At 45.4% G+C, this 6,671-nt stretch carries 6 protein-coding genes; all 6 read left to right on the forward strand.

Translation table 11 applies throughout. The features are described from left to right. Nucleotides 1–201 precede the first annotated feature (201 nt). On the forward strand, nt 202–681 hold the full coding sequence (gene greA / locus ACTNDI_RS05520) for a transcription elongation factor GreA (protein ID WP_441099753.1): 480 nt from the start codon (nt 202–204) through the stop codon (nt 679–681). Nucleotides 682–720: 39 nt separating this feature from the next. After that, complete coding sequence (gene lysS, locus ACTNDI_RS05525; protein WP_441099754.1) at nt 721–2,757, forward strand: lysine--tRNA ligase; 2,037 nt, start codon at nt 721–723, stop codon at nt 2,755–2,757. 313 nt (nt 2,758–3,070) lie between these two features. Beyond that, complete coding sequence (locus ACTNDI_RS05530; protein ID WP_441099755.1) at nt 3,071–3,397, forward strand: DUF3784 domain-containing protein; 327 nt, start codon at nt 3,071–3,073, stop codon at nt 3,395–3,397. A gap of 86 nt (nt 3,398–3,483) precedes the next feature. Beyond that, entirely contained in the window at nt 3,484–4,395 is a 912-nt protein-coding gene (locus ACTNDI_RS05535) for an ORF6N domain-containing protein (RefSeq protein WP_441099756.1), read from the forward strand. A gap of 25 nt (nt 4,396–4,420) precedes the next feature. Continuing rightward, on the forward strand, nt 4,421–4,801 hold the full coding sequence (locus ACTNDI_RS05540) for an SdpI family protein (protein ID WP_441099757.1): 381 nt from the start codon (nt 4,421–4,423) through the stop codon (nt 4,799–4,801). Between the two features lie 194 nt (nt 4,802–4,995). Next, nucleotides 4,996–6,153, forward strand: a complete 1,158-nt coding sequence (locus tag ACTNDI_RS05545; protein ID WP_441099758.1) for an IS630 family transposase — start codon at nt 4,996–4,998, stop codon at nt 6,151–6,153. Nucleotides 6,154–6,671 lie beyond the last annotated feature (518 nt).

Here is a 6,671-nt window from a genome sequence, read left to right on the forward strand (position 1 = left end):
GGAAATTATGGCCTTGCGGAGCAATGTAATTCCCGGATCCGGCATCGGAAGATACCCGCTCGCCGGGGGCAATTTTTACGGATTTTTACCTGCCTTCCGCGCCGAACTTTACTTGACATCGTCTGGTGGACAGTTTAAAATATGGAAATTGCGAATATGCGCGCAAATGACGGTAATTTCTTTTATTCATGAGGTGAAATCATGGCAAATAAGACAGTAGTTACATATGCAGGCCTGAAGGCACTCGAGGACGAGCTGCAGGATCTCAAGGTTACAAAGCGTAAAGAGATTGCAGAGAAGCTGAAAGAAGCCCGGGCGCAGGGCGACCTCTCCGAGAACGCGGAGTATGATGCCGCAAAGGACGAGCAGGCCCAGATCGAGGCAAGAATCGAGGAAATTGAGGCTCTGCTGAAGAATGTAGAGGTAGTCGTTGAGTCTGAGGCGGACGCAAACAAGGTAAATATCGGCTGCAAGGTCAAGGTTCAGGATATGACCTACGACGAGGAGCTTGAGTTCCAGATCGTCGGTTCAACGGAGGCAAACAGCCTGAAGGGGAAAATCTCCAATGAGTCTCCGGTTGGAAAGGCTCTTCTGGGACACGAGGTAGGCGAAGTGGTTTCCATCGAGACGCCGGACGGCGATGAGCAGTACAAGATCCTCGGAATCGAGAGAAACATCTGATAGAAATTTTTTTGAAACATAAGGAAGCAGGAGGAAGAGATGGCAGAGCAGAACCAGAATAAAAACGGGAAGCAGAAACCGGTACAGGATATGAACCAGATCCTGAAGGTACGTCGCGACAAGCTGAAAGAGCTGCAGGATGCAGGCAAAGATCCGTTCAAGATCACAACCTACGACCAGACCCATCACAGCCAGGAAATCAAAGACCACTTTGAGGAACTCGACGGGAAGGACGTATCCATCGCGGGACGTATCATGAGCAAGCGTGTCATGGGTAAGGCTTCCTTCTGCCATATTCAGGACAAGCTGGGACAGATTCAGTGCTATGTGCAGCGCGATTCTCTGGGAGATGAGCCCTACAAGGAGTTCAAACATCTCGATATCGGCGATATCGTCGGCATCAAGGGCTATGTATTCCGGACACAGACCGGAGAGATCAGTGTGCACGCAAAGGAAGTCATTCTTCTGTCAAAATCCCTTCAGCCGCTTCCGGAGAAGTTCCACGGGCTTCAGGATACCGACACAAGGTATCGTCAGAGATATGTGGATCTGATCATGAATGAAGACGTCAAGAAGACGTTTATTAAAAGATCCCAGATTATCCGCGAGATCCGTAATTTCCTCGGTGAGCGTGACTTCATGGAGGTGGAGACCCCCATGCTGGTAGACAATGCCGGCGGAGCTTCCGCACGTCCCTTTGTCACCTATTATAATGCGCTCGGCGAGTACAAGAAGCTGCGGATTTCTCTGGAGCTGTATCTGAAGCGTCTGATCGTCGGCGGACTTGAGAGAGTCTATGAGATCGGACGTGTATTCCGGAACGAGGGACTCGATCAGAAGCATAACCCGGAATTCACGCTTATGGAGCTTTATCAGGCATATACCGATTACAACGGCATGATGGAGCTGACCGAGAGCATGTTCCGTTATCTTGCGGAAAAAGTCTGCGGAAGCACAAGCATCTATTATGGAAATAAAGAGGACGGCACAGGCAAGATCATTGACCTCGGAAAACCGTTCCGCCGTCTGACGATGGAAGACGCGATCAAGGAGCAGACCGGAATCGATTTTGAGACGATCAACACGGACGAAGAGGCAAAGGCTCTCGCGAAGGAGCACAACATCGAGTTCGAGGACCGTCACAAGAGAGGAGACATCATCAACCTGTTCTTCGATGAGTACTGCGAGGACAAGATGATCCAGCCGACCTTCATCATGGATCACCCGCTCGAGATCAGCCCTCTGACAAAGAAGAAACCGTCCGATCCGAGAAAAGTAGAGCGTTTTGAGCTTTACATCAACGGATGGGAGATGTGCAACGCTTACTCCGAGCTGAACGACCCGATCGATCAGAGAGAACGTTTTGCTGCTCAGGATGCCCTCTCCGCACAGGGTGATGAGGAAGCACAGCACACAGATGAGGATTTCCTTCACGCGATGGAGATCGGCATGCCGCCGACAGGAGGCATCGGATACGGCATCGACCGTCTCTGCATGCTTCTGACAAACAGTGCATCCATTCGAGACGTCCTGCTCTTCCCGACACTCCGCAGCGGAACCTCAGCGGCTTCGGCTGAAAACGGAGCTTCTTCATCTGCGAAGGCAGAGAGCGGAGAAGGTGCCGATGGAGAAGCAGCCGGAGAGAAGGCCGCTTCTGACGACAGGAGCGGATTCTTCACACCGAACGACAGCATCGATTTCTCAAACGTGAAGATTGAGCCGCTCTTTGAGGAACAGGTCGATTTCGACACCTTCAGCAAGTCCGATTTCCGGGCGGTAAAGGTAAAAGAATGCTCAGCTGTTCCGAAGTCCAAGAAGCTTCTGAAGTTCGTCTTGGACGATGGAACCGGCACTGACCGCATCATTCTTTCTGGAATTCATGCTTATTATGAGCCGGAAGAGCTGGTCGGAAAGACCCTGATCGCCATCACCAATCTTCCGCCGAGAAAGATGATGGGCATCGACTCCTGCGGAATGCTTCTCTCCGCTGTGAACAACAAGAAGGACAGTGAAGACGAAGAACTTCATCTTCTGATGGTTGACAATCATATCCCGGCCGGCGCAAAGCTGTATTGATCCGGGGAAAATCATAGGCAAAAAACCTTCAAGGCACTCCTTTTCAGAATCAATCTGAGAGGGAGTGCTTTTTTTCGTGCAAACAGCAGGAAAAGCCTTGAAAGCAGAAGATCCTTCTCTTTGAGAAAAGGCAAAGTGAGAAGTATTCATTGTCCTCCTGGGCACTTTATGGTATGTTCGACTTGTAGGCGCAGTCACTTGAGGCCGCAAATTGCGACCTCAAGTTTTGAGAGATTGCAAGAGCAGTAATCACGAGCGTGGTACATGATACATAGTCAGTGTAAGTGAATAGAGAATCAGGGGGTAAATGAATATGTCGTTAAAGGAATCATGCATAATCCTGGACCTGGCAATGGCTGCCATTTTCTTTTTGATTGGGTTCTTGTTTTACAGATCAAACGGGAAAGCAGTGAACTTCTTAACAGGCTTTAATATGAAGTCCGCTGAAGAACGCAAAAAATATGATGAGAAGAAAATGTGTAAGGATTACGGAAAGCATATGATGCTATGGTCGATTCCCTTTTTCATTGGAGCTGCTATTGACTTCATTTTTCCTATAAAGGGAACATTGATCGCATGGGTCATATGGTCAGGCATGTTTATCCTTTTACTGATCGAAAGACATGGAAGAGAAAGATAAATCGGAATTTGTGCAAAACATGCTTACACAATTAATGACAGAACTTGAGATGCCAACTTGGCATCTCAAGATGCATGAGGAACGTTATGGATAATGAAATCAAAACAGTTGAATCGGCAGAAATACAGACTGATACAAGGCCAATAAGGGATCTCATCTATATTGTCCGTGGGCAACAGGTTCTGCTGGATAGTGATTTGGCTACTTTATATAAAGTGGATACGAAAGTTTTTAACCAAGCGGTCAAGAGAAATTTAGAAAGATTTCCTGCGGAATTCCGGTTCCAATTAACGCAGGAAGAATATGATTCTTTGAGGTCACAAATTGTGACCTCAAAGAAGGGGAGAGGCGGAAGGCGATATATGCCATATGTCTTTACGGAGCAGGGAGTAGCGATGCTGTCTGCGGTTCTAAGGAGCGATACCGCCATTCAAGTCAGTATTCAGATCATCAATGCATTTGTCGAGATGCGCCGCTTTATTGCCAGTAATGCCGCTCTGTTCGAAAGAATCAGTGCTGTTGAGTTAAAACAACTTGAGTATCAGAAACAGACTGATGAGAAGTTCGATAAGGTCTTTGATTATATTGATGATCATGCTGAATCAGAGCAGAAAATATTCTTTGATGGGCAGATTTATGATGCATTTGAGCTTCTGATCTCGCTGGTGCAGAAGGCAGCTAAGAAAATTGTTCTGATAGATGGATATGTGGATATTGGGACGCTTAATATTCTGGCAAAGAAGAATCCCAGTGTTGATGTGATAATCTATACCTTCAATAATACGCGGCTAAGCAATAGAGATATCAACACGTTTAATTCGCAATATCCAAAGCTTACGGTAAAGCACATGACTGCTTTTCATGATCGCTTCCTGATTCTGGATGATACAGTCGGTTACCATGTCGGTGCCTCACTAAAAGATGCTGGGAAAAAGTGTTTCGGAATCTCACAGATTCAGGATGAGCAAACAATACAGGATATACTGAACCGGTTGTAAATCTGAACTTGTTAGGAGAATAGCTATGACAGGATTCTGGGTTTTTATGTTGATCATGTGTCTTTTGACACCAGTTATTATGATTGGATTTGAAAAATATTTCATGAAAGGCGGACCCAAACAGGTTAATGGTACCTTCGGATATCGTACAACGAGATCTATGAAAAATCAGGAAACCTGGAGGTTTGCTCATCAATACAGCGGTAAAATATGGCTCAGCAGTGGACTGGCTTTACTGCCGATTTCCATTGTGGTGATGTTATTTGTCTACGGAAAGAGTGTAGACATGACAGGCATTGCTGGATTGATTATCGTCATTGCACAGATGGTTGTCATGATCTGCGCTATCCCGTTTACTGAAGCAACATTAAAAAGAAATTTTGATGATCTTGGAAGACATAGATAACTTTCAGTTTGTATGTGCCTGAATAAATGAACAGTAATTACCAGCTGGAAGCCAGTGCAAATTGTGCTTCCGATTTTTAGTTACCGGAATTTCCGGCAATGAACCACAACTACTAGATTATAATGAAAATAACTATACCAAATAGTTGCTCCGTGTTATACTGAATACATCCAAGTTTACGGAGGTATTCAGAGATGGCAAAATCAATACCATTAACGCTTTCCATTGAAGATCATGACCGGTTGGAGTCTATCGTCAAGGCACGTACTCTACAGGCTCAGGTTGTTACCCGTGCGAGGATTCTTCTCCTCAAAGAGGGCGGAGATTCCGTTGACAAGATTGCTGATAAAGTTGGCCTGAATCGCAACAGCGTTTTGCTATGTTTGAGAAAATACAAACAAGGCGGTATTGAGAATGCCATATATGATGCCCCCGGAAGAGGCCGCAATGCTGAAATCACGGACGACGAAAAAGCCTGGATTATAAATATTGCCTGTCAAAGACCAGCTGAGTTTGGTTACTCCGCTGAAACGTGGACCTATGCAAAACTGACGGCACATATCAATAAGACTGCTGAAAGTGCCGGTTACACAAGGCTTTCCACACTCACCAAAACAAGCGTAAAAAACATTCTGGATGCGGCCAATATCAAACCATTCCGGATTCAGTATTATTGCGAAAACCGTGATCCCGATTTCGATGCAAAGATGCACCAGGTGTTGTTGGTATATAAGCAAATAGAGATGCTCTTTGATGAAAACGGAAAACTTTATATACCCGCTGGTGAGCAGGAAATCCATACCGTATCTTATCACGAAAAACCTGGTATTCAGGCCATTGCCACTACAGCCCCCGATCTTCCACCCACAGTGGAGAATGGCACTGTTAAGAGGGATTACGAGTATAAACGGTTAGGGACAGTATCACTTCTGGCAGCAATAGACCTTCTTACAGGGGAAGCAATTCCCTTAGTCAGAGACACGCACAAAAGTGAAGATTTCATCGATTTCCTAAAGATACTTGATGAAAAATATCCTCAAGGCGATACGATCCAGGTGATACTGGATAATCACACAGTTCATACCAGCAAAAAGGTAAAGCAATATCTTGAAACTATGCCAGGTAGATTCCGTTTCATCTTCACACCAAAACACGGCTCTTGGTTGAATATGATTGAGGGCTTTTTCGGTAAGATGACACGGCAAATGTTGCGCGGCATCCGGGTTGCAACAAAGCAGGAACTGATTGATCGCATCTACAAATATTTCAAAGAAGTCAACGAGACACCCGTTGTCTACCATTGGAAGTACAAGATGGAAGATTTTGAGCCGTCAGTTGGTGTAGCTAATTAATTTACGATCTACTAGGTGCAAATCAGATCGATGCAGCGGCGGAAGGCCTTTTGAAAATACAAAGCGAAATCATTTCTGAAAAAGATGGAAAACCTGCAAAAATCTTATGCGTTCTTTGTGACCTGACAAACGCTGCATACAGGAGAACAGATGGAGTGTATGTGGTCCCCATCACGGCTTTGAAACCTTAACAAATGTCGGCGTCAGGCAAGATATGGTGCTGGTGCCTGCCACTTTTTACTGTAAAAAAAGAAGGGTCAAACTTAAGTTCGACCCTTCCACCCGCTCGATGCGGACCATTGGTGATTTCGGATGATTCCTTATTTGAACTCACCTTGTAAACTCGGTTAAAAGATAGCACGGATCTGATGGATTGTCAAATTATGATTTTTGTATGGGTGTCATATTTATAAGCCATAAATGATAAAGTCCTGATGTACCACAAATGAAAATGTCCCGATTATGGTAGAATATTACTTTCTATAATCTATCAGATCGGAGGACATAGCTTATAAGAA

It is taken from the genome of Bilifractor sp. HCP3S3_D3, assembly GCF_052063915.1.
GTDB lineage: Bacteria > Bacillota > Clostridia > Lachnospirales > Lachnospiraceae > Bilifractor.

Coding starts and splice junctions, on each gene's coding strand:
- greA (WP_441099753.1), top strand. CDS start 202: ATGGCAAATAAGACAGTAGTTACATATGCAGGCCTGAAGGCACTCGAG.
- lysS (WP_441099754.1), top strand. CDS start 721: ATGGCAGAGCAGAACCAGAATAAAAACGGGAAGCAGAAACCGGTACAG.
- ACTNDI_RS05530 (WP_441099755.1), top strand. CDS start 3,071: ATGTCGTTAAAGGAATCATGCATAATCCTGGACCTGGCAATGGCTGCC.
- ACTNDI_RS05535 (WP_441099756.1), top strand. CDS start 3,484: ATGGATAATGAAATCAAAACAGTTGAATCGGCAGAAATACAGACTGAT.
- ACTNDI_RS05540 (WP_441099757.1), top strand. CDS start 4,421: ATGACAGGATTCTGGGTTTTTATGTTGATCATGTGTCTTTTGACACCA.
- ACTNDI_RS05545 (WP_441099758.1), top strand. CDS start 4,996: ATGGCAAAATCAATACCATTAACGCTTTCCATTGAAGATCATGACCGG.